This is a genomic window from Dinoroseobacter shibae DFL 12 = DSM 16493, from assembly GCF_000018145.1.
Taxonomy (GTDB): domain Bacteria; phylum Pseudomonadota; class Alphaproteobacteria; order Rhodobacterales; family Rhodobacteraceae; genus Dinoroseobacter; species Dinoroseobacter shibae.
The window spans coordinates 620001-642250 of record NC_009952.1 but is presented as its reverse complement, the minus strand read 5'-3'; the positions used below and the strand labels follow the sequence as shown (position 1 = coordinate 642250).

The window sequence follows — 22250 nt, the reverse complement described above, 5'->3', positions numbered from 1 at the left end:
AATTCAGGCTGACACTCTAAATGTCAATCAAAGTAAAAGAATCATGACACTCTCGGAGGGCTGCTTGAGCCCGGTGGACAAGTCAAGGCTTCCAAGCGGGTTTTCGCCCGCGGAAACCCGCTTGCGGCGAAGTTTATTCCACTCCGATCACGTCCGGCGTCTCCCAGGACAGGTGCTGGCCGCCATCCACACACAAAAGCTGCCCGGTCACGGCAGGTGCATCCAGAAAGTAGCCCAGCGCGGCGGTGATGCCGGCGGGGTCGGCCCCGCGCCCGAGGATCGTCGCGGCGCGCTGCTTGGCGAAATGTTCCACCGACTGCCGCCCGCCGCGCAGGGTCGGCCCCGGCCCGATGGCATTGACGCGGATGCGCGGGGCGAGGGCCTGTGCCGCGGTCTGCGTGAAGGCCCAGAGCCCCATCTTGGCCAGGGTGTAGGTCATGAACTCCGGCGTCAGCTTGCGCACCCGCTGGTCGATCAGGTTGACCACCAGCGCGCGCGCCAGGGGCTCGTCATTGCCGTCGCGCCCGGTCTCGGGGGCCTGGGCGGCAAACGCCTGGATCAGCACGAAGGGCGCGCGCAGATTGCTTTCGAAATGGCGGTCCCAGCTGTCGCGCGTGGCACTCTCCAGGCTGTCATATTCGAAGATCGAGGCGTTGTTGACCAGTACGCTCAGGGGGCCCAGCGCCTCGGCCGCGCGGGGCACCAGCGTGGCGGTCTCGGTCTCGACCAGCAGGTCGGCCTGCACGGTCACCGCCTTGCGGCCCATGGCGCGGATCTGCGCGGCCACGTCCTCGGCGGCGTCGCCGGAGCTGGCATAATGCACGGCCACGTCGTGCCCCCGCTCCGCCAGAAAGAGTGCCATCGCCGCGCCGAGCCGTTTGCCCGCGCCGGTCACCAGGGCCGCCCCTGCCATCGCCTGTGTCATGTCCCGCCCCTCACGTCAGCAGCGCGACCACATAGGCGACATAGAGCCCCGTCAAGACAACACCGGCCGTTCGCTTCAAATTCACCCGGAAATAGACGAACGGGATCAGCAGGAGCGACGCCCCCAGCATCACCCACAGATCGAAGGTCAGGAATTCGGCCGAGACGGGGATGTCCCCCACCATCGCAGTGATCCCGATGATCGCCAGCAGGTTGAACATGTTCGACCCGATCACGTTGCCCAGCGCCACATCGGCCTGCCGCCGGATCGAGGCCATGACGGTGGTGGCCAGTTCCGGCAGGGAGGTGCCGAAAGCCACAAGGGTCAGGCCGATCACCTCTTCGGAGATGCCGAACGCGCGCGCGATGTTGATCGACGCATCCACCAGCAGGTCCGCCCCCAGGGGCAGGCCGACGAGCCCCAGAAACAGGAACATGACGATCCGCCACCAGGGCATGTCGGGGTCCGCGCCCTCGACCTCTTCGACCTCGGGGAGGGCGTTCTTGTGGGCCTTGGCCTCGCGGAACGCGTCGAATAGCATCCAGCCCAGCGCGGCCAGCAGCACCAGCCCGTGCATCCAGGTGATCGGGCCCAGGAAACACACCGCGATGAACAGGATCGTCGCCGCCAGCATCTGCACGTAGCTGCGCCTGGTGTCGCAATCGGCGGTGTGCAGCCCCGCCAGCAGGGCCGGTATCCCCAGCACCAACAGGATATTGGCGGTGTTCGAGCCGACCACATTGCCCAGCGCCAGCCCCGGTGCGCCATCCTTCACCGCCGCGATGGAGATCAGAAGCTCCGGCGCGGAGGTGCCGAAGGCGACGATGGTCAGCGACACGATCAGCGCCGGGATCCCGACACGCAGGCTGAGATTGACCGCACCTTTGACCAGACTGTCGCCAGCCAGAACAAGAATGACGAGGCCGAGCCCCGCAAGGAGGAAGTCCATCGCTATCCCTTGCCGCAGCTACACGGGTCGCTGGACAGCAGGTAGCGGCCGCAGGACTTGCATTTCACAGGTTTCTTCAGCGAGACGCGCCCGATATAGGGCAGGCGCAGCTTGCCGAACATGGCGAGGATCGCCATGCCGACCAGGAAGATCGTGACCGCCTTGATCATCATGCGATCACAGCCCGTAGCGTGCCCAGAGACCGCGCGCCTCCAGGGCATGCAGCGTGTCGTCCACCACCGAGAAGCCAAAGCGGCTGATCAGCGGGCGGCGCGGGCCATAGGTCCGGAACCGGGTCTTGTCGCCGAATTTCTCTTTCATCACCGGGGCCACGTGGCCGATCCCGTCGGCGAGACCCACATCGATGCCCTGCTGGCCGATCCAGACCTCGCCGGTATAGAGGTCGCGATCCTCGGGCAGCTTCGCGCCGCGCCGGGCGGTGATATGGCCCTTGAAGGTCTCGTGCAGCTGGGCCTGCAGACCCTTGAGCCGCTCGACATCCTCGGGGCGTTCCGGGCGGAACGGGTCCAGCAGGGACTTGTCCTTGCCCGCGGTATAGACGCGCCGTTCGATCCCCTGCCGTTCCATCAACTCGTGGAAGCCGAAAGAGGCCGAGATCACCCCGATCGAGCCGACGATGGAGGTCGCGTCGAGCCAGATCTCGTCCGCCGCGGCCGCGATCCAGTAGCCGCCCGAGGCCGCCACATCTTCGACGAAGGCGTAGACAGGCACCTCTTTTTCCTCAGCCAGCCGCCGGATGCGCGCGCCGATCAGCGAGCTTTGGGCGGGCGAGCCGCCGGGGGAGTTGATCACCAGCGCCACCGCGTCCGGTTTGCCCTTGGTGAACGCGCGTTCCAGCAGCGGCCCCACGGACTGATCATTCAACATGCCACGGCCTGTGGCCGCGATCGCGCCTTGCAGGCGCACCACGGCGACGGTCGGGTCCGATTTCACGAAGGGGAGCCAGCGTTTCATGGTGGGCGATGTAAGCCGCGACCTGCCCAGCGGCAAGGCGCGGCGCGCGCAGGGCGCAAATACTGTTGCCACCCTGCCCGCCCGGCGCGGGGCCGCGCCGCTCAGCCCCGGATGCGGTAGCCGGAGCGGAAGATCCACCAGATCGCGCCGAAACAGGCCAGCGTGAAGGCGAGAATGGCAAGCAGGCTCCAGACCACGGGCACGTCGGCGGTGCCGAAGAACGACCACCGAAAGCCCGAGATCAGGTAGACCACCGGGTTGAACAGGGTCACGGTCTGCCAGATCGGCGGCAGCATCGAGATCGAGTAGAAGCTGCCCCCGAGGAACACCAGCGGCGTGATGATCAGCAGCGGAACCAGTTGCAATTGCTCGAAATTCTGCGCGAGAACGCCGATGATGAAGCCCAGCAGGCTGAAGGCGATGCAGGTCAGCACCAGGAAACACAACATCCAGATCGGGTGCTGGATCTCCAGCGGCACGAACAGGAACGCCGTGCCGAGGATGATCAGCCCGATCAGCAGCGCCTTGAACGCCGCCGCACCCACATAGCCGATCACGATCTCCAGCGCCGAGATCGGGGCGCTGAGGATTTCGTAGATCGTGCCGATGAACTTGGGGAAATAGATCCCGAAGCTGGCATTGGACACCGATTGCGTCAGCACCGACAGCATGATCAGCCCCGGCACGATAAAGGCCCCGTAGGAGGTGCCGTCGACTTCCTCCATCCGCGCGCCGATGGCCGCCCCGAACACCACGAAATAGAGCGAGGTGGACAGGATCGGCGAGATCAGGCTTTGCAGCATGGTGCGGAAGAACCGGTGCATCTCGTAGCGGAAGATCGTCTGGATCGCGGCGAAGTTCATTGGGCGGCCTCCCGGGGCGCGTCGTCGTGGACGAGCGAGACGAACACGTCCTCCAGGGAGCTTTGCCGGGTGGACAGGTCGCGCATCACGATGCCCGCGGCGTCCAGCTCGTTGAGCACGCGGCGGATGCCCGTGCGCTCGGCCTGGGTGTCGTAAGTGTAGACGATCTGATGCCCGCCCGCAGCGAGGGTCAGGTCAGGACCGGTCAGGGCCGCGGGCAGCGCCTCCAGCGGCGCGGCGAGGTCGATCACCGCCTCCTTCTTGCCCATGCGTGCCATCAGGCCCGCGGTTTCCTCGACCAGCAGGATCTCGCCCTTGTTGATCACCGCGATGCGGTCGGCGATCGCCTCGGCCTCTTCGATATAGTGGGTGGTCAGGATGATGGTGACACCCGCCGCCTTCAGCGCTTCGACCACGCGCCACATGTCCCGGCGCAGCTCCACATCGACCCCGGCGGTGGGTTCGTCGAGAAACAGCACCTTCGGGTCATGGGCCAGCGCCTTGGCGATCAGCACCCGCCGTTTCATCCCGCCCGACAATGCGACGATCTTCGAGGCGCGCTTGTCCCACAGGCTCAGGTCGCGGAGGATCTTTTCGATCCGGGCGGGGTCGCGGGGCCTGCCGAACAACCCGCGGGAAAAGGCGACCGTCGCCTCCACCGTCTCGAACGGCTCCAGCGACAGCTCCTGCGGGACCAGCCCGATCATCCGGCGCGTGGCGCGATAGTCGGCGACCACGTCATGCCCGCCCACGGTGACCGTGCCGCCCGTGGGCATGGTGAGCCCGCAGATGGTGGAGATCAGCGTGGTCTTGCCCGCCCCGTTCGGCCCCAGCAGGGCGAGGATCTCCCCCTCCCGGATCGACAGGGTGACACCGTTCAATGCGGTAAAGCCGCCGGGATAGGCTTTCACCAGGTCGGTGATGGTGACGATATCTGCGACAGGCTGGGACATCAGGGGCTCCGGGTTGGCGAGAGCGGCACTCTAGGCCCGGAGCGCGGCGGGCGAAAGGCCATGCGCGCGCGGCCCGCCCTGCGAAAATGCACAGAAACGGCGCGAGACCGTGGAATTGTGCGAATGCCTCGGGGGCTTATGTTGCGGGTCAAGCCGCGGCACTGACGCCGCCGCACCTGACGGAGGCATCCATGAAACACAACACCATTCCCGGCCTGCACCATGTCACCGCGATCTCCGGACCGCCGCAGGACAACCTGGATTTCTTCACCGGCACGCTGGGACAGCGGCTGGTCAAGAAGACCGTGAATTTCGACGCGCCGGACACCTATCACCTCTATTACGGCAACGAGACCGCAGAGCCGGGCACGATCCTGACCTTCTTCCCCTTCGTGGATGCGGGCCCCGGGCGCGCCGGGCCGGGCATGGCGAGCGCCTATGCCTACGCCGTTCCCGCAGGCCGGTTCGACGGCTGGATGGCACGCCTTGCCGAGGATGCCATCGACTTCAACGGCCCCGTTGAGCGGTTCGGCCAGCGCGTGATCACCCTGCGCGACCCGGACGGCGCGCCGGTAGAATTGATCGAGACCGACCGGGTGGCGCAGGCGCCGCTGGACGGGTTCCACTCGGTCACCCTGTGGGAGGCCGACCCGGAGCCCACCGCCAAACTGCTGACCGAGGTGTTCGGCTATACCGATGGCGGCACCGAGACCGGCGAGGGGATCGAACGGCTGCGACTGGTCGCCCCCGGCGATGCTCGCGGCGCGGTGGTCGACCTGATCCGCACCGACACCCCGTCCATCGGGCGGTCCGGGGCGGGCACGATCCATCACGTGGCCTTCCGGGCGCAGGATCACGACACCCACATGGGCTGGCGTGAGAAACTTCTGGGCCTGGGGCATGGCTTGACCCCGGTGATCGACCGGCAGTATTTCGACGCGATCTACTTCCGGGAGCCGGGCGGTGTCCTGTTCGAGATCGCCACCGACCCGCCGGGCTTCGCCACGGACGAGCCGATGGAGGCCCTGGGCCGGAAGCTTATGCTGCCGCCGCAGCACGAGCCGCTTCGCGACCGGATCGAGCGGGTGCTGCCGCCGCTCAGGACCGCCGCATGACCGCGCGGCTGGTGCGGGGCGGGGCGCCTGCGTCCCGCGCCCCGGCGGGCCTCGTCCTTGTCCATGGACGGGGCGGGTCCGCCGCCGACATCCTGCAGGTTGGGGAGGCCCTGGGCCTTCCCGATCTTGCGCTGATCGGGCCGGAGCATCCGGCCCGGTCCTGGTGGCCAACCTCGTTCCTGGCGCCCCATGCCGAGATGGCCGCGCCTTTGGAGGCCGGACTGGATGCCGTTGCGGATGCCTTCGCGGCACTGGAGGCCGAGGGCCTGCCCCGCGCACGGATCGCCGTGGCCGGGTTCAGCCAGGGCGCGTGCCTTGCGCTGGAATATGCGGCGCGGCAGGGCACGGGGCTGGCCGGGGCGTTTGGGTTTTCAGGCGCGCTGGTGGGCACCGGGGACACGGACGGCGCGCCGACGCCCGCACTTTATGGGCATGGCGACAAGCGGTTCGACTATGACACCGACCTGCGCGGGCTGCCCGTCTACCTGAGTGTCTATGAACAGGACCCGCATATCCCGCACGCCCGGGCACAAAGATCGGCGGAGGTGTTTAGACGCCTCGAGGCGACCGTCGACACGGTGACCGCGCCGGGGGCGGGGCATGGGCTGCTGTCCGAGGACATCACCGCCCTGCGCGGCCTTCTGAACCGCCCTGCCGCCTGACCGCGCCAGCATCGCGGGCTGGACCATCCGGTCCGGTCTGTTGACGCATTGGCCGCCCCGTGGCACGCCTGCGGGGCAGGCCGCCCTCGTCCGGGATGCGCCGACACTGACACGGTTTCGGAGGCTCCGCCCAACCCCCATGCGCAATTTCCCGGCCTGCCCACTGCCCTCCCGCGCCCGGCAGCGCGGACCCGCCCCGTGTCAGTGGGGGTGAGCGGCCGCCCGAAGTCGGGCGCCGCGCCAGTCGTTCCCTCTGTCGTGGCGGGGCTTCTGGTGGGGTTCAACCTGCTGGGACAGGCGGTGGCGCTCTCGGGGCTGGTCTTTGCGGGCGCGCTGGCGGTGGGACTGGGGCTGAGTACGGCGCTCCTGCTGGCCAGTTGCATCGTGGCGACCTGCGCGCTGACGGCGATTCCGGGGATGCCGCCGACCGCAGTGGGGGCGTTGCAGAACGTGCCGGTCGCGGCATTGCTGCCTGCGGCTTACCTTTTGGCGGACCCAACCGCGGCGGCCCTGAGCCCGGAGAGCCGGGTGGCGACCATGCTGGCGCTGTTGGGCCTCTCGGCGGTTGTCACCGGGGTCGGGATGCTGATCCTGTCGGCGCTGGATGTGGGGCGGGTGGTGCGGCTGATGCCGCATCCGGTCTCTGCCGGGTTCCTGGCGAGCGCGGGCATGATCCTGATCCTCGCGGGCCTGTCGCGGATCGTGGATGCACCGGCGCCTGGCCTGCAAGGTCTCGCCCGCCTGCCCGTCGAGGCCCTGCCCGCCCTCGCGCTGACGCTCGGACTGACGGGGGCGATCGGTCTGCTGGCCCGGTGGCGCGCGGATCTCGGCCCTTTCCTTGCGGTCCTGCTGGCCTTTCTGGCCTTCTACGGGGTGCTGAGCGCCCAGGGGCTCGGCCCCGAAGACGCCCGCACCCTCGGCTACCTGCCGCCGCGCAGCACGCAGGAGGCGCTGATCGGCTGGCACCCGGGCTTGTTCGACGCGATTTCCTGGAGCTTCGTGTCGGGCCACGTCGCGCTGATCGCCGCCGCGGCGCTGATCGGCATTCTCGGCGCCATGCTGAACCTGACGGGGATCGAGCTGGCCCTGCGCACGGATATCGAGACGCGCCGCGCCCTGTCGGTCACCGGCCTGACGAATGTGGGTCTTGGCGCGATGGGCGGCAGTATCAGCTATGTCTCCTCTGTGAACACGGTCTCGATGCAGGCCCTGGGCGCGCGCGGTCCGGTGGCACGGATCGTTCTTCTGGGGTTTCTTGCAGCAAGCCTGGTCTACGCACCGGCGATCGTCGCCTTCACGCCCACCTTCGTGGCGACCGGGCTGCTGGTCTATATCGGCTACACGATCCTGTCGCGCTGGCTGTTGCAGCAATACCGCCAACAACCCCTCGCGGATTGGGCGATCTCCGCCGGGATCGTGCTGGTGACGGTGGTCTTCGGCATCCTGCCAGCGATCGGCTTCGGTATCGTTGCCGCCTCGCTGATCTTCGCGATCAGCTACGCACGACTGCCCGTGGTCACGCGGCTCGCGGATCTGAACGTACGGCGCAGTTCGGTGGACCGGGGCCCGGCGCAAAGCGCGGTGCTCGACCGGGAGGCGCACCGGGTTCTGACCCTGACCCTGCGCGGTTTCTTGTTCTTCGGATCGGTGGAGCAGTTGCTGGAGCATGTCCGCGCGGCCCTGAACCGGCCCAACAGGCCCGACACGATCCTGCTTGATTTTGCGCGGGTGAGCGCGCTCGACAGCGCGGCGCTTGCCGCCTTGCAGAAGCTCGATTTCCTCGCGCGCAACAGCCAGGTGCAGATCGTCATCACCGAAGCCAGCCCCGCGGTGGCCGCAGCACTCGTCCGTCTGGAAGCGCTGCTCGGCCCGGACCCGGCCATGCGGTTCGCGAGTGCGACGGACGCCGCGTTGGAGGCCGCCGAGGACCGGCTGCTGACGCGACTGGAGGCGGCCGAGACAGGCGCGGGCGCGCGCGCCTTCCTCGACGCCACGCTCGGGGATGCCGCACTTGCGCAGCGTGTTTTGTCGATGATGACCCGCGAGGAGGTCGCGGCGGGGCAGCGTTTGATGGCCTGCGGCGACCGGGACACGGACGTGATCCTGGTGGAGCGCGGGCAGCTGGCGGTGCTGGCCCCCACCCCGGACGGGCGGATGCGCCGGATCCAATCCCTGCGCCCCGGAGCCCTGATCGGCGAGATTGCAAGCTATGCAGGCCTGCCCCGGGCCGCGGATGTGATCGCCGAAACAGCCGCGACCGTGTACCGGTTCAATCGGTCCGAGCTTGACCAGCGCACCAGGGACGACCCGGAACTTGCCGCGGCCTGGCACCGGATGATCGCCACCGCGTTGTCGCGCAAACACCACCGCACCTTGCGGATGCTGCGCGAGAGCCGCTGAGCCTACTCCTTGGGCGTCTCGGGCAGGGGCACGTCCTCCACCCACGGCGCAGGCAGCAGGTACTGCCGGATCGCCTTGAGCTTCTTCTTCTGGGTCAGCGCGCGCTTGATGTGAGGCCAGGGCGCCAGATGGGGCAAGGTGCGGTGATACCGTCCCCGCACCGCGTCCGGCGGGTTGAGCGCGCCTGCGAAGATCACCACCCGGGAATCCTCGGGTGGGCGCGGGGCGCGAAAATAGTTGAACGGAAACCGCGGGATGCAGTCGATCCGGAAGTGGGACACCCAGGCCCGCGGCCAGAACTTGACACCGTTTGGCGCGTTCTTGGTGACGAAATGCTGCTCGAACCGGTATTTGTCGGCGATCCCCTGGGGGTCTGCGGCGAAAATCGGCTGCAGGGAGGCGAGCGCCCCCACGGGCATCCTGTAGACCGAGGTCTGGCCGAGCTTGTGCAGCGGCTTGGCCTGGTTGCGGGCAAGGATCACGTCCTCGGGCGAGCCGTAGTCGAAGAAATCATCGAGCGAGCCGACGATCGACGCATCCAGGTCCAGAAACAGCACCGGCCCTTCGAGATCGCCGAGCGTCGGTGCCCAGAGCCGGGATTTCGGCCACTGCCCGATGGTGCGCTCGGGCATGAAGCCGGGCATCTCGGGCAGGTCGAAACACTCCACTTCCGGGCGCACGCCCTGGCGCGTGTCGGTGAAACACACGAACCGGAAGGGCGGCGTGGTATGGCGCGCGACCATGTCGTAAAGCCGGTTGATGTAAGGCGCGCCGTACTTGGTGCCCCAGTTGATGCACATGATTTGCTTCATGAGTTCGCGCTAGCATTGCTCCGGCGCCAAATCAACGCGCGCGGCCATGCCTTCGGGAAAGTCGACAGCTGTCACCTGTGGCGAGTCGCACGGTTTTCAGAAAACGAACCGTTTTAGCAACCGTCCCGGGGCAGCGCGCAATGGTCGCGGCGCAGTGGGTTGCAGGTTTGGAAAGGTTGAACACCATGGGCGCCATCACATGACATGTGCCCCCGCACCCTCCCCGCGGAACCGAGACTGGCAGAAGGCAGACCCATGAGCAGTGTATTCGACGACCTGGAGATCGGCGCGACGGCAGAGACCTCCCGGCTCTGCCGGGAAGAGGACCTGATCGTCTTTGCCAACGCCTCGGGCAATTTCAACCCGCTGACCGTGCCGGACCAGGACGGCGATGGCGATGGCGTGCCCGAAGCGGTTGCGCCGGCGATGTGGGTGGCCTCCCTGATCTCGTCGGTGCTGGGCAACAAATTGCCGGGTCCCGGCATGCGGTACCGCGCGCAGTCGCTTTTCTTCCGTGCGCCGGTGCTGGCCGGCGAGACGGTGGTGGCGCGGGTCAAGTTGCTGGAGAAAAAGGCGGACCGGGTGGTGCGGCTGGAAACCATCGTCGAGACCCAGGGGGGGCGACGCCTTCTGGACGGGGAGGCGGAGGTGATCGCGCCGGAGACCCGCATCATGCTTGACGCAGCCAATGTGCCGGGCTTGCTGGTGCAGCGCCATGTGCATTTCGAGCGGATGATCCTTCGGGCTGAACCCCTGCCCCCCTTTCCTACGGCGGTGGTGGCCCCCGAAGAGCCCGACGCGCTGGCGGGCACGATCCTCGGGGCCGAGCACACGCTGATCACGCCGCTGCTGATCGGGGACCCGGACAGGATCGCGGCGGCGGCGGCGGAGAAGGGCATCGACCTGGCCCCTTACGAGATCATCGCCGAGCCCCATCACAAGGCCGCAGCGGCCTGCGCGGTGCGGCTGGTCCATGAGGGACGCGCCAAGGCGATCATGAAGGGGCATTTGCATACGGATGTCCTGCTCTCGGCGATCCTGAAGAAGGACGGGGGCCTGCGCGGCACCCGGCGGCTGAGCCATGTTTTCGTGATGGATGTGCCCGGGCTCGATCATCCGCTGTTCATCTCGGATGCGGCGATCAACATCGCGCCCGATCTCAAGACCAAGGCGGATATCACCCAGAACGCCATCGACCTGGCGCTGGCCATCGGGGTCACGATGCCGAAGGTCGGGATCCTGTCGGCGGTGGAGACGGTCAACCCGGCGATCCCCTCCACGCTCGACGCCGCGATCCTGTCGAAGATGGCCGAGCGCGGGCAGATCACCGGCGGGCTGGTGGACGGACCGCTGGCCATGGACAACGCGGTGGACCTGGCCGCGGCGCGCACAAAGGGCATCATATCGAAGGTGGCGGGACAGGCCGATATCCTGATCGTACCCAACATGGAAGCGGGCAACATGCTGGCCAAGCAGCTGACATATCTCGCCCATGCGGATGCAGGCGGGATCGTGATGGGGGCACAATGCCCTGTCATCCTGAACAGTCGCGCCGATAACGACAAGGCGCGGCTCGCCTCGTGTGCGATCGCGGCGCTCCTTGTCGGAGCCACCGCTTGAGTGTCCTGCTGACACTGAACGCGGGCAGCTCCTCGGTAAAGTTCGCGGTCTACGAGGCGGCCAATGCGCCGCTTCTGATCGTGGCGGGTGAAGTCGATGGGCTCGGGCCAGCGGCGCGGCTGATCGTGAACACCAACCCGGCGACGAAACGGGATCTCGGGCCGACGGACCATGCCGCAGCCCTGCACGCGATCCTCGCCGCCCTGCGCCCGATCCTGTCCGGACGGCAGGTGGTCGGGGTCGGCCACAGGATCGTCCATGGCGGCGGCGCCTTCACGGCACCGGTGGAGTTGACGCCCGATGTGATCGAGGCGCTGGAGGCGTTCGTGCCGCTGGCGCCGCTGCATCAGCCCCACAACCTGGCCATGGTGGCCGCCGCGCGGCAGGCATTCCCCGACGCGGTGCAGATCGGCTGTTTCGACACGGCGTTCCATGCGGGACATCCCTGGGTGAACGACACCTTCGCCCTGCCCCGCCGCTTCTACGAGGCGGGCGTGCGGCGCTACGGGTTTCACGGGCTCTCCTACGACTACATCACCGACAAGCTGCGCGCGGACTGTCCGGAACTGGCCGCCGGGCGGGTGGTGATCGCGCATCTCGGAAACGGCGCGTCGATGTGCGCGGTGCGCGACGGGCGCAGTGTCGGGTCCACCATGGGCTTCTCGGCGCTGGACGGGTTGCCCATGGGCACGCGCTGCGGACAGCTCGACCCCGGCGTGCTGCTCTACATGATGGAGCAGGGCATGAGCCGGGAGGAGATCACCTCGATCCTCTACGAGGAAAGTGGGCTGCAGGGACTGTCGGGCTTCAGCCATGACATGCGCACCCTGCAGGCGAGCGACGACCCGAGGGCGGCGGAGGCCATCGATTACTACGTGTTCCGTATCCGGCGGGAACTAGGGGCAATGACGGCTGTGCTGGGCGGGATCGACGCCCTGGTGTTCTGCGGCGGCATCGGAGAGAACGCGGCCGTCATACGGGCGCGCGTGATCGAGGGGATGGACTATCTCGGCCTGTCGCTGGACGCCGAGGCCAATGCGCGGAACGCCACGCGGGTCGCGACCGGGCCGGTGCCGATCCTGGTCATTCCCACCAATGAAGAGCTGGTCATTGCGCGCGCGGTCAGCGCGGCCCTGCACCCGTGACCACGATCCGGGTGGACCAGCCCGCGCAGGCCTCGGCCACCGGGGGCGACACCGGCTGATCGGTAAAGAGGGTCTCGACCGCGCTGAGCGAGGCGATGCGGGCCGGGGCCTTGCGGCTGAACTTGGAGTGATCGGCCACGACGAAGGTGCGCCGGGACTGGGCCAGGATCGCGCGGCTGACCCCGACCTCCTGGATATCGAAGTCCAGCAGATCGCCCTCCGTATCCAGCGCCGAGCACCCGATCACTGCCAGGTCGAATTTGAACGCGCGGATGCTCTCGACCGCCAACGCCCCGATCAGCCCGCCATCGCTGCGCCGCAACTGCCCGCCGGTGAGGATCACCTCGCAATCGGGGTTGGCCGTGAGAATGCGCGCCACGTTCATGTTGTTGGTGATCACCAACAGGTCGGTATGATGCAGAAGTTCCTGCGCCACGGCCTCGGTGCTGGTGCCGATGTTCAGAAACAGGGAAATGCCGTTGGGGATCTGCGCAGCACAGGCCCGGGCCATCGCCCGCTTCGCCCCGGTGTTGAGCGCGCGGCGTTCCTCATAGGCGACGTTGGACGTGCCCGAGGGCAGCACGGCGCCGCCATGGACACGCTCCAGCCGCCCGGCTTCGGCCAGATCGCTCAGATCGCGGCGGATGGTTTGCAGGGTAACGCCGAAATGGGCCGCCAGCCGGTCCACGGTCACCTTGCCGTCGCGGCGGGCGATCTCGAGGATTTCCGGGTGACGCAGGGTCTGGGTCATGGGCACTCCGCTGGGCTTTGACGGCCAGTGTTCGGGTTTTCGTGCAAACTGCAAGCGTGGATGTCTGCGCGCGGATACGCTCGAAACCGCGCGCTTGGCCGATTGTTTCACCAAAGTGATTTTCTTTTTTGTTCGCTTTGCCCTAAACCGCGCACAAACGCAGATGCGAGTGCTCCCATGACCATGCCGGAAACAGACGCGAAATTGCACGACCTCTTCATCATCGGGGGGGGCATCAATGGTTGCGGGATCGCGCGCGATGCCGCCGGGCGCGGGCTCTCGGTGGCGCTGGCCGAGATGAACGATCTGGCCTCGGGCACTTCGTCGGGGTCCACCAAGCTCTTCCATGGCGGGCTGCGATACCTGGAGTATTTCGAATTCCGGCTGGTGCGCGAGGCCCTGATCGAGCGGGAGGTGCTGCTGCGCGCGATGCCCCATATCAGCTGGCCCAAGCGGTTCGTGCTGCCCTATCACCCGGACATGCGCTTCGAAGGGCAGACCCCGACCTCGAAACTGCTGGGCATTTTCATGCCCTGGATGAAGGGGCGGCGGCCCGCCTGGCTGATCCGGCTGGGGCTGTTCCTCTATGACAACCTGGGCGGACGGAAGATCCTGCCGGGGACCGAGACCCTGTCGCTGCAGGGCACGCCCGAAGGCGCACCGTTGGAGCCGCGGTTCGAGAAGGCGTTCGAGTATTCCGACTGCTGGGTGGAGGATTCGCGTCTGGTGGTCCTGAACGCGCGCGATGCGGAGGCGCGCGGGGCGGAGATTCACATGCGCACCAAGGTCGTCGCGACCGAGCGGCATGCCGATCACTGGCGGATCGAGACCCAAGAGGCCGACACCGGCACGCGGCGCAGTTTCCGGGCGAAGATGCTGGTGAACGCAGGCGGGCCCTGGGTCGCCGAACTGCTGACCGGGACCCTGCGGCTGAACGTGCCGGACACGGTGCGGCTGGTGCGGGGCAGTCACATCGTGGTGCCCAAGCTCTATGACCACGACAAGTGCTACTTCTTCCAGGGGACCGATGGGCGGATCATCTTCGCGATCCCCTACGAGACGGATTTCACCCTGATCGGCACCACCGATGCGGAGCATCCGGACCCCTCGCAGAAGCCCGAATGCACGCCGGAGGAGCGCGACTACCTGCTGGCCTTCGCGAACCAGTATTTCAAGCAGGACATCACGGCCGAGGACGTGGTCTGGACCTATTCCGGGGTGCGGCCGCTTTATGATGACGGCGCGAGCAGCGTGACGGCGGCGACGCGGGATTACACGCTCAAGACCGATGCCGCGGCCGGGGCGCCGGTGCTGAACGTGTTCGGCGGCAAGATCACCACCTATCGGCGGCTGGCGGAAAGCGCGTTGGCGCAGATCGGCGCGCAGCTGCCCGTCGGCGCGGGGCCGTGGACCGCCGGCGTGGCACTGCCCGGGGGCAATTTCCCGGTGGACGGGGTCGAGGAGCTGATCGCGCAGCTGCGCGCGGCCTATCCGTTCCTGAGCGCACGGTGGGCGACGCGGCTGATCCGCGCCTATGGGCGCGACGCGTGGGAGGTGCTGGGCGACGCGAAGACCGAAGCCGATCTGGGCGAGGGGTTCGGCGCGACCCTGACCGCGCGGGAGGTGCGCTGGCTTATGACGCGCGAATATGCGCGGCAGGCCGAGGACGTGGTCTGGCGGCGCAGCAAGCTGGGCCTGCGGATGAGCGCCGAAGAGATCGTAACGCTGGACCGCTGGATGCAGGCAGCGCGCCGCACCCTGCCGCAATCGGCCGCATAAGGGCCTTGCGCGGTGCGGGATTTGTCCCCATCGTCCGGGCAGGAATGGACAACCGCGCGGAGCCATGGACCTCAACGCCCCTGACGCCCCGAGATTTCTGACCACCAAGGAGGTGGCGGATTTGCTGCGGGTGCGGGAGCGGAAGGTCTATGACCTGGCCGGCGCGGACGAGATCCCCCATCGCCGGATCACAGGGAAACTGCTGTTCCCGCGCGAGGAACTTCTCGACTGGATCGAAGGAGACCGGCAGGCGACCGCCCTGCCTCCGGTGCTGACCGGGTCGCATGATCCGTGGCTCGCCTGGGCGGTCGGGGCCTCCGACTGCGGGCTGGCGGTGTTGCAGAATGGCAGTGCCGAAGGGCTCGCGCGCTTCGCGGCGCGAGAGGCCGCGTTCTGCGGGCTGCACATCCCCGAAGACGACGGCTGGAACGTGGGCAGCGTGCGGGCGCAGGGGGTGCGCGACTGCGTGCTGATCGGATGGGCGATACGCCAACGGGGGCTGCTGCTGTCCCCTGCCCTTGCCGCCGATGTCAAAGATGTGGCCGCCCTGCGAGGCCAGCGTGTCGTGCTGCGCCAGCTGGGCGCCGGGGCGGCGGTATTGCTGGAGCGGTTGCTGGACGATGCGGGGATGGCACTGTCCGACCTGGTCACGGGGACGGATGTGGCCCGAACCGAGCACGAGGCGGCGGAGGCGGTCGCCTCCGGCGAGGCGGACGCGGCGCTGGGACTTGCGGCCATGGCACGGCAGTTCAAGCTGGGCTTCGTGCCGATCGTGGAGGAACGCTTCGACTTGCTGGTCGACCGGGCGTTCTATTTCTCGGATCCGTTCCAGCGCCTGCTGCAATTCGCGTCAACGCCCGCGGCCTTGGAAAAGGCGCGGGCGCTGGGGGGCTACGACGTGTCCGAGCTTGGCACGGTCCGCTGGAACGGACCGTGAGCCGGATCAACCGCCCGCGTTCGGGAAGAAGAGCTGCTGCCCGTCGACCTTGAAGGACGCGATCGCGGCTTGCCCTTCTTCCGACAGGATCCAGTCGACGAATTGCTGACCGAGATCGGCTTTGACATGGGCGTGACGCTCGGGGTTTACGAGGATGATCCCATACTGGTTGAAAAGCTTGGGGTCGCCTTCCACGAGAATCTCGTGGTTCTGCTTGTTGCCAAAGGCGATCCAGGTGGCGCGGTCGGTCATGACGTAGCCGTTCATGGCGATGCCGGTGTTCAGCGTCGCGCCCATGCCGGAGCCGGTTTCGCGATACCAGTCGCCCGACGCCGCCTGGGCGTCGATGCCGGTCTCGGACCAGAGGCGCAGCTCGGCCTTGTTGGTGCCGCTGTCGTCGCCGCGGCTGAGGAAGGGCGCCTGGGCTTCGGCGATCTGCGCCAGGGCCGCCACCGCATCGCTGCTCCCGCCGACACCGGCGGGGTCCGCGGCGGGACCGACGATGACGAAGTCGTTATACATCACATCGGCGCGGGACACGCCGAACCCGTCGGCAACGAATTTTTCTTCGGCAGCCTTGGCATGAACGAACAGGACATCGCCGTCCCCGTTGGCCGCATTGCGCAGGGCCTGCCCCGTCCCGACGGCCACGACCTGCACATCGATGCCGGTCTCGGCCTCGAAAATGGGCAGGATATGGTCGAAGAGCCCGGAATTCTGGGTCGAGGTCGTGGACTGCACGAGGATGGACGGCTCCGAGGCCTGTGCGACCCCGGCGAGCGTTGTGGCTGCGCCGAGGCAAGCAGCGAAGAGCGAGGATATCAGGGCAAGTCTCATCGGGACTCCTCCAGTTCAGGGGATCGGGAATGGATATCAGGGGCCGTCGTAGAACCGGCCGTCGAGCCAGGCGGCGACCGCGGCGCTGCGCGGCGCGGTGAGCACCTGCTGCGCCGGCCCGGCCTCGGCCACGCGGCCCCGGTGCAGGAAGAGGATATCATCCGCCATCCGCCTCGCCTGGCCGTGATCATGGGTGACCATCACGACAGTGACCCCGGCACCATGGGCCGCGTTGATCTGGCTTTCGATCTGCCGCGTGGCGGCGGGATCGAGGCTGGCAGTCGGCTCGTCGAGCAGGAGCATCCGGGGCGCGGTGGACAGGGCCCGCGCCACGGCGAGACGTTGCTGCTCGCCCCCCGAGAGCACCCGCGCCGGGCGGCGGGCAAACTCGGACAGCCCCGCACGGTCGAGCGCCTCGGCCTCGCGGGCCGCGCGCTCCTTGCCGCGGATGCCGCGGACCGACAGGGCGAAGCGCAGGTTGCCCAGAACCGAGCGTCGCAGCAGGACCGGGCGCTGCAGCACCATAGATTGCGCCTGCCGCGCCTCTGCCGACAGGGGGGCGCCGTGCCAGAGGACCTGGCCCGCATCGGGCGCAATGAGCCCGTGCAGGACCCGCAGCAGCAGGCTCTTGCCCGCGCCATTGGCCCCCATGATCACCGTGCGCCGACCGGCAGGCAGGGACAGGTCGACACCGTCGAGCAGCCGCTTGCCGCCGCGCATCAGCACGATGTCGCGGGCTTCGAGAAGCTTGTCGCCAAGCTCCAGCTCCGGATGGGTGTGGAAGTCACGCATAGGCCGCCCTCACCGCCGAGGCGCGGATCGACATTACCAGCGCGTTCACGATCACCGCCATGCAGAGCAGGATGATGCCCAGGGCCAGGGCCAGTTCGAGATTGCCCTTGGACGTCTCCAGCGCGATCGTGGTGGTCATCACCCGGGTGGCATGGTCGATATTGCCGCCGACGATCATCACCGCGCCAACCTCCGCCACGGCCCGCCCGAACCCCGCAAGCGCCACCGTCAAAAGGGTATAGCGCGCATCCCAGAGATAGGCGCCAATCCGGTCGACCGGTCCGACCTGAAGCGAGGCGAATTGTTCGGAGTATTCCGCGTCGAGATCCGCCACCACTTGGCAGGTCAGCGCGGCCACGATAGGCGTGACCAACACCGCCTGGGCGATGATCATCGCGGTGGGCGTATAAAGCAGGCCAAGTGTGCCCAGGGGCCCGGCCGCAGACAGCATCAGGTACACCAGCAGCCCCACCACCACAGGGGGCAGCCCCATCGCTGCGTTCAAGAGGACCACAAGGACCGTACGGCCGGGGAAGCGGAAAGCGCCAGCCGCCGCCCCGAGGGGGAGGCCGATCACACAGGCCACCGCGACGGCAGTCAGGGTGACGCGCAAAGAGAGGCCGATGATCTCGACCAGGTCCGGATCCCACACCAGGACCAGACCGATCGCATCTGCCAAAACGCTCCAGAAACCAGACAAATCAGGTATCTCCCCCGCCACTTGGGAAATAATGCACAAAAATGCATAGCTTGCCAGCGGTAATTCGAGAGATGATCGCAAGGCACGGAAAAAGCCCTGCGTTGGGCAAGCCTTTTCAGGGCGTTGGGTGCGACGTCGATGAGCGTCGCATCAGCCTCATGGCGCAGAGAAGTCTGCTCTGAACACCTGCATCGGTAGATGCGGGTCCATCACGGGCGTCGAAGGGCAGCATGTCGGCGCGTTCTTCTAACAGCCTGCAGCCCGGTTACGGCAACAAGGCCGAACGCCAGGCTACCCAGGATCACAGGCCAGACCGGGATAGCGCGGCCGGCCGCATCCGGGCTCAAACGCAGCACGCCGTCTGCGGACACGGTGGTCTCGAACGCATCGACGAAGCGCCCCCGTTCATAGAGACGCACCGCAACCGGGACATGCGCGAAGCCATCGCCCGGCAACTCCAGCACGAGGTCCGCAGCGTCCAGACCGACGTCGGCACGAAGGCCGGTATAGAGGTACAACTCCGACAAGGGCGCGATCGGGGCGGTCGGTGTGCTGCACACGGTTGTCGAAATCGACGCCTGCAGCGGCGTGTCGAACGGCAGACGATCCACGCCAGCGTGCAGCAGGGTCGGCAAGGCGGAGGTGGGATGCGCGCCATCCTTCGACAGAACCTGCGTCTGGGCGGCGAGATGGATCATCGCTTGCGCCGCAATCTCGTGACCCCGGGCAAACGTGATCGGCTCGGACAGATCCGTCCGCAGATCGCGCCCGAGTGCGGCAACCGCGTCGAGGACCGGTGCCGCAGGCGCCATGATATAGAGGGATGTCGTTGCCGCATTGCGGGACACGATCAGGCTCATGGGCTCGGACGCCACAACCGGCCTGGGCAGCATCGCTGCAAGCAGAAGAAAGATGAAACCGACGCCACGCATGGATGACAGATATCGCCGGTGGGGCGAAAGTCACATGATCTCGATGGGGCGTGATTGGATCCTATAGAGAGTTATTATTGGATCCTATAGAGAGTTATTGGTTTTTTTCTAGGTTTGGCGGTGACCTACTCTCCCACGTCTTGAGACGCAGTACCATCGGCGCTACGGCACTTAACGACCGAGTTCGGGATGGGATCGGGTGTTTTGCTCGCGCTATGACCACCAAACCGAGGAAAAAACCAAGTGCGTTGCACTTGGGTTTTTCCTGGTTGGAGGCAGCGTTTCGGCGGAGCCGACAACGCGTTCCAACACCGCGGGTTATCCAGGTGCAGCGCTTACCACCTGATATTCAGGTGGGTCTTCACATCGGCGTCCAAGCCAAGTTCGTGTATGCTTTGATTTGTGTGTAGGGGCATTTGCCGTCTACTGGATCAAATCAAGCCTATCGGACCATTAGTACCGGTCAGCTGAGCGCATTGCTGCGCTTACACCTCCGGCCTATCGACGTGGTGGTCTACCACGGTCCTCAGGGATACCTTGTTTTGAGGGGGGCTTCCCGCTTAGATGCCTTCAGCGGTTATCCTGTCCGATCATAGCTACCCAGCACTGCCGTTGGCACGACAACTGGTCCACCAGTGGATCGTTCACCCCGGTCCTCTCGTACTAGGGGCAACTCCTCTCAAGTATCCTACACCCACGGCAGATAGGGACCGAACTGTCTCACGACGTTCTAAACCCAGCTCACGTACCTCTTTAAACGGCGAACAGCCGTACCCTTGGGACCTGCTCCAGCCCCAGGATGAGATGAGCCGACATCGAGGTGCCAAACGGTGCCGTCGATATGGACTCTTGGGCACCATCAGCCTGTTATCCCCGGCGTACCTTTTATCCGTTGAGCGATGGCCCTTCCACTCGGGACCACCGGATCACTATGGCCGTCTTTCGACTCTGCTCGACTTGTCAGTCTCGCAGTCAGGCTGGCTTCTGCCATTGCACTCAACGAGCGATTTCCGACCGCTCTGAGCCAACCTTCGCGCGCCTCCGTTACGCTTTAGGAGGCGACCGCCCCAGTCAAACTACCCGCCACACAGGGTCCCGGATCCGGATAACGGACCGCGGTTAGACATCAAGCGATGCAAGGGTGGTATCTCAAGGGAGGCTCCACAGGAACTGGCGTTCCTGCTTCAAAGCCTACCACCTATCCTGCACATGCATGGCCTGATGCCAGTGTGAAGCTGTAGTAAAGGTGCACGGGGTCTTTCCGTCTAACCGCGGGAAGCCTGCATCTTGACAGGCAATTCAATTTCGCTGAGTCGATGTTGGAGACAGCGGGGAAGTCGTTACGCCATTCGTGCAGGTCGGAACTTACCCGACAAGGAATTTCGCTACCTTAGGACCGTTATAGTTACGGCCGCCGTTTACCGGGGCTTCAATTCGGTGCTTGCACACCTCCTTTTAACCTTCCGGCACCGGGCAGGCGTCAGACCCTATACGTCGTCTTGCGACTTCGCAGAGCCCTGTGTTTTTAGTAAACAGTCGCCACCCCCTGGTTTGTGCCCCCCGCCCATAGTTGCCTACGAACGGGGCCTCCTTCTCGCGAACTTACGGAGGTATTTTGCCGAGTTCCTTCAACATCGTTCTCTCAAGCGCCTTGGTATTCTCTACCAGTCCACCTGTGTCGGTTTAGGGTACGATCTCATGGAGGGCTATTTCCAGGAACCGATCAGCGGCCCACCCAATCCGATAAGGGTGAACAACAGTCTCGATCCGTCACATCCTCCTGGCCCAGGAATATTAACCTGGTTCCCATCGACTACGCCTTTCGGCCTCGCCTTAGGGGTCGGCTTACCCTGCTCAGATTAACTTTAAGCAGGAACCCTTGGACTTTCGGCGACAGGGTCTCTCACCCTGTTTGTCGCTACTCATGTCATCATTCTCACTGGTGATCACTCCACCGGATCGCTCACGCGCCGGCTTCACAGTCAAACCCGGTCCTCCGCAGGATCCGAAGATCCTCAAGAGGAATGGGTTATGTCACACCACGCTCTGCTACCATGCACTACGTGCATCCTAAGCTTCGGCTCATGGCTTGAGCCCCGTTACATCTTCGCCGCAGGACAACTTGTTTAGACCAGTGAGCTGTTACGCTATCTTTAAAGGATGGCTGCTTCTAAGCCAACCTCCTGGTTGTTTTGGTCGTCCCACCTGCTTTCCCACTTAGCCATGAATTGGGGGCCTTAGCTGTAGGTCAGGGTTGTTTCCCTCTCCACTACGGACGTTAGCATCCGCAGTGTGTCTGCCATCTAGTACTCCCGGGTATTCGGAGTTTGGTTAGGATCAGTAAGCCTGTGGGGCCCCATTACCCATCCAGTGCTCTACCCCCCGGGGTATTCGGATGACGCTCTACCTAAATAGATTTCGCAGAGAACCAGCTATCTCCGAGTTTGATTGGCCTTTCACCCCTAGGCACAATTCATCCCGACCTTTTTCAACAGGTGTGGGTTCGGACCTCCAGTTGGTGTTACCCAACCTTCATCCTGATCATGCCTAGATCACTCGGTTTCGGGTCTGATCCCACGAACTCATGCGCCCTATTAAGACTCGCTTTCGCTGCGCCTACACCTAACGGCTTAAGCTTGCTCGTGAGACCAAGTCGATGACCCATTATACAAAAGGTACGCCGTCACCACTGATGTGGCTCCGACTGCTTGTAGGCGTCCGGTTTCAGAAACTGTTTCACTCCCCTCGTCGGGGTGCTTTTCACCTTTCCCTCACGGTACTGGTTCACTATCGGTCAGCAAGGAGTACTTAGCCTTCGAGGGTGGTCCCCCGATGTTCAGACAGGATTTCACGTGTCCCGCCCTACTTAATACGTCCAATTGAGCTTCCAATACGGGGCTGTCACCCACTATGGCCTGTCTTTCCAAACAGTTCTTGTCACTCGCATGGCTCGGCTGGTCCCCGTTCGCTCGCCGCTACTAGGGGAGTATCTGTTGATGTCCTTTCCTCCGGGTACTTAGATGTTTCAGTTCCCCGGGTTTGCTCTTTAAGACCTATGTATTCAGTCCTAAAGTACCTGGCTATATAGCCTGATAACCACTTC

General features: G+C 65.5%; 19 protein-coding genes and 2 rRNA genes (1 of these 21 only partly in view). 7 read left to right on the top strand and 14 right to left on the bottom strand.

Translation table 11 applies throughout. From position 1 onward, the window contains the following. Positions 1–133: 133 nt before the first annotated feature. The 6 genes from DSHI_RS03290 to DSHI_RS03265 form a co-directional block, all read right to left on the bottom strand. Entirely contained in the window at positions 134–925 is a 792-nt protein-coding gene (locus tag DSHI_RS03290) for an SDR family oxidoreductase (protein ID WP_012177321.1), read from the bottom strand. 10 nt (positions 926–935) lie between these two features. Then, on the bottom strand, positions 936–1874 hold the full coding sequence (locus DSHI_RS03285) for a calcium/sodium antiporter (protein WP_012177320.1): 939 nt from the start codon (positions 1872–1874) through the stop codon (positions 936–938). 2 nt (positions 1875–1876) lie between these two features. Then, positions 1877–2047: a hypothetical protein gene (locus tag DSHI_RS22540; RefSeq protein ID WP_012177319.1), complete on the bottom strand. Its 171-nt coding sequence runs from the start codon at positions 2045–2047 to the stop codon at positions 1877–1879. A 4-nt stretch (positions 2048–2051) separates the two neighbouring features. Beyond that, complete coding sequence (locus DSHI_RS03275) at positions 2052–2849, bottom strand: S49 family peptidase (RefSeq protein WP_012177318.1); 798 nt, start codon at positions 2847–2849, stop codon at positions 2052–2054. Between the two features lie 101 nt (positions 2850–2950). Continuing rightward, positions 2951–3712, bottom strand: coding sequence for an ABC transporter permease (locus DSHI_RS03270; protein ID WP_012177317.1), 762 nt, complete (start codon positions 3710–3712; stop codon positions 2951–2953). After that, on the bottom strand, positions 3709–4665 hold the full coding sequence (locus DSHI_RS03265; protein ID WP_012177316.1) for an ABC transporter ATP-binding protein: 957 nt from the start codon (positions 4663–4665) through the stop codon (positions 3709–3711). Before DSHI_RS03265 ends, DSHI_RS03270 begins: the two co-directional genes overlap by 4 nt. A 191-nt stretch (positions 4666–4856) precedes the next feature. On the opposite strand from DSHI_RS03265, the gene DSHI_RS03260 reads away from it, so the two are divergent. The 3 genes from DSHI_RS03260 to DSHI_RS03250 all read left to right on the top strand — a co-directional run bounded on the left by DSHI_RS03260 (position 4857) and on the right by DSHI_RS03250 (position 8842). Beyond that, positions 4857–5780 carry a ring-cleaving dioxygenase gene (locus DSHI_RS03260; RefSeq protein ID WP_012177315.1) on the top strand — a complete coding sequence of 308 codons (924 nt, stop codon included), beginning with the start codon at positions 4857–4859 and terminating at the stop codon, positions 5778–5780. Next, a complete protein-coding gene (locus DSHI_RS03255; protein WP_012177314.1) occupies positions 5777–6442 on the top strand; it encodes an alpha/beta hydrolase in 666 nt (221 codons plus the stop codon). The genes DSHI_RS03260 and DSHI_RS03255 overlap by 4 nt, the downstream gene beginning before the upstream one ends. A 198-nt stretch (positions 6443–6640) precedes the next feature. Continuing rightward, on the top strand, positions 6641–8842 hold the full coding sequence (locus DSHI_RS03250; RefSeq protein ID WP_012177313.1) for a cyclic nucleotide-binding domain-containing protein: 2202 nt from the start codon (positions 6641–6643) through the stop codon (positions 8840–8842). 2 nt (positions 8843–8844) lie between these two features. Here the strand turns inward: DSHI_RS03250 and DSHI_RS03245 are convergent, their stop codons facing one another. Continuing rightward, positions 8845–9654 (bottom strand): hypothetical protein, encoded by an 810-nt coding sequence (locus DSHI_RS03245; protein ID WP_012177312.1) that lies wholly within the window; start codon positions 9652–9654, stop codon positions 8845–8847. A 255-nt stretch (positions 9655–9909) separates the two neighbouring features. Between DSHI_RS03245 and DSHI_RS03240 the strand changes: the two genes are divergently transcribed. Further along, on the top strand, positions 9910–11274 hold the full coding sequence (locus DSHI_RS03240) for a bifunctional enoyl-CoA hydratase/phosphate acetyltransferase (protein WP_044027612.1): 1365 nt from the start codon (positions 9910–9912) through the stop codon (positions 11272–11274). After that, positions 11271–12419: an acetate/propionate family kinase gene (locus DSHI_RS03235; RefSeq protein WP_012177310.1), complete on the top strand. Its 1149-nt coding sequence runs from the start codon at positions 11271–11273 to the stop codon at positions 12417–12419. The genes DSHI_RS03240 and DSHI_RS03235 overlap by 4 nt, the downstream gene beginning before the upstream one ends. Here DSHI_RS03235 and DSHI_RS03230 read toward each other — a convergent pair. Next, positions 12397–13170 carry a DeoR/GlpR family DNA-binding transcription regulator gene (locus tag DSHI_RS03230; RefSeq protein ID WP_012177309.1) on the bottom strand — a complete coding sequence of 258 codons (774 nt, stop codon included), beginning with the start codon at positions 13168–13170 and terminating at the stop codon, positions 12397–12399. The two genes, DSHI_RS03235 and DSHI_RS03230, sit on opposite strands and share 23 nt — an antisense overlap. Positions 13171–13353: 183 nt before the next feature. On the opposite strand from DSHI_RS03230, the gene glpD reads away from it, so the two are divergent. Next, a complete protein-coding gene (gene glpD, locus DSHI_RS03225; protein ID WP_012177308.1) occupies positions 13354–14949 on the top strand; it encodes a glycerol-3-phosphate dehydrogenase in 1596 nt (531 codons plus the stop codon). A 64-nt stretch (positions 14950–15013) separates the two neighbouring features. Next, positions 15014–15886 (top strand): helix-turn-helix transcriptional regulator, encoded by an 873-nt coding sequence (locus tag DSHI_RS03220; protein WP_012177307.1) that lies wholly within the window; start codon positions 15014–15016, stop codon positions 15884–15886. A 6-nt stretch (positions 15887–15892) separates the two neighbouring features. Here the strand turns inward: DSHI_RS03220 and DSHI_RS03215 are convergent, their stop codons facing one another. The 6 genes from DSHI_RS03215 to DSHI_RS03190 form a co-directional block, all read right to left on the bottom strand. Further along, positions 15893–16723: an ABC transporter substrate-binding protein gene (locus DSHI_RS03215; RefSeq protein WP_012177306.1), complete on the bottom strand. Its 831-nt coding sequence runs from the start codon at positions 16721–16723 to the stop codon at positions 15893–15895. A gap of 36 nt (positions 16724–16759) precedes the next feature. Then, positions 16760–17515 (bottom strand): ATP-binding cassette domain-containing protein, encoded by a 756-nt coding sequence (locus DSHI_RS03210; RefSeq protein WP_012177305.1) that lies wholly within the window; start codon positions 17513–17515, stop codon positions 16760–16762. Next, positions 17508–18215, bottom strand: a complete 708-nt coding sequence (locus tag DSHI_RS03205; protein WP_044027611.1) for an ABC transporter permease — start codon at positions 18213–18215, stop codon at positions 17508–17510. The genes DSHI_RS03210 and DSHI_RS03205 overlap by 8 nt, the downstream gene beginning before the upstream one ends. A 209-nt stretch (positions 18216–18424) precedes the next feature. Further along, positions 18425–19075, bottom strand: coding sequence for a hypothetical protein (locus tag DSHI_RS03200; protein ID WP_157865231.1), 651 nt, complete (start codon positions 19073–19075; stop codon positions 18425–18427). 184 nt (positions 19076–19259) lie between these two features. After that, positions 19260–19374 (bottom strand): 5S ribosomal RNA (rrf, locus tag DSHI_RS03195). Between the two features lie 205 nt (positions 19375–19579). Continuing rightward, positions 19580–22250: ribosomal RNA gene (locus DSHI_RS03190) — 23S ribosomal RNA — on the bottom strand (it continues 228 nt past the right edge of the window).